Raw genomic sequence first — 950 nt, 5'->3', positions numbered from 1 at the left:
GAGAGCTATATGAGCATCTCGAGCGGATCCATGCCCATGGGCGCCGTCACGCGGGCATTCGATCTCGGCCGCCGCGTCTCGAAGGCAACACTCGCGGCCGTGGTCGACAAGACCGCCGGACGCCTCCTCGACACCGACCCCGTGGCCGTGAAGATCGGCTAGCTCGGCGCGTCCCCTCGGGCCCGGGTACGTCCATCAGGTCGACGCCGGTTCGAGTCGCCTCCGCCCCGGGGATCATTGATCCCCGGGGCGTTTTCGTGTCCGGTGGCGCGGCACCGGCGGGGCGCGCCCGCCGGAGCGCCCCTAGCGGTGCGCCCCGACGACGTCCCTGAGGACATCGGCCATCGAGAGGATGCCCTCGATGGGCCCTGCGGCGCCCTTCGCGCCATTCCCGCGCACGGCAGCCACGTGAGTCGAAGCCCGGCGCATGTCGTCGAGCACCTCGCGCAGGGGCGCCTCGGGCGAGACCGTGACGAACGGGCGCACGGCCTCCGCCGGCAGCGCCACGCCCGGGTCGAAGCCCTCGAGCACGTCCTTGACGTGGACGTAGCCGGTGAATTCGGCCCCGGCGTCCGCGCCGGAACCAGCATCCCCGCCCCGTACCGGCAGGCGGGAGAACCCGCTCTCCACGCACGCGGCATGGGTCTCCGCGACCGTGGCCTCGGCGCCGATCGAAACGACGTCGGCGAGCGGGGTCATCGCATCGCGAGCCGTGCGCGACTGGAACTCGATCGCGCCTGTGATCAGCGCGGTCTCGTCCCCGTCGAGCGAGCCCGATTCCCCGGACTCGTGCACGACGGAGCGCAGCTGCTCGACGGAGAACGTCGAACCTGCATCGTCGGTGGGCGTCTCGCGGAGCACGTGGCGGACGAAGAGGTTCGCCGAGGTGTTCATCAGCCACACCACCGGCTGCGCCGCGAGCGTGACGAGCCGGAGCGACGGGCCGAGTA

Annotated in this window: 1 protein-coding gene; it reads right to left on the bottom strand. The window is 71.7% G+C overall.

All coding sequences use genetic code 11. The annotated features are described in order from the left end of the window. Positions 1 to 303 precede the first annotated feature (303 nt). On the bottom strand, positions 304 to 950 hold a 647-nt coding region (locus tag V7E05_RS03295; RefSeq protein ID WP_333618248.1), incomplete at its 5' end, for a CBS domain-containing protein.

Origin of the sequence: Dietzia sp. (assembly GCF_036741115.1) — a bacterium.
GTDB lineage: Bacteria > Actinomycetota > Actinomycetes > Mycobacteriales > Mycobacteriaceae > Dietzia.
This window is presented reverse-complemented; position numbering and strand designations above follow the sequence as displayed.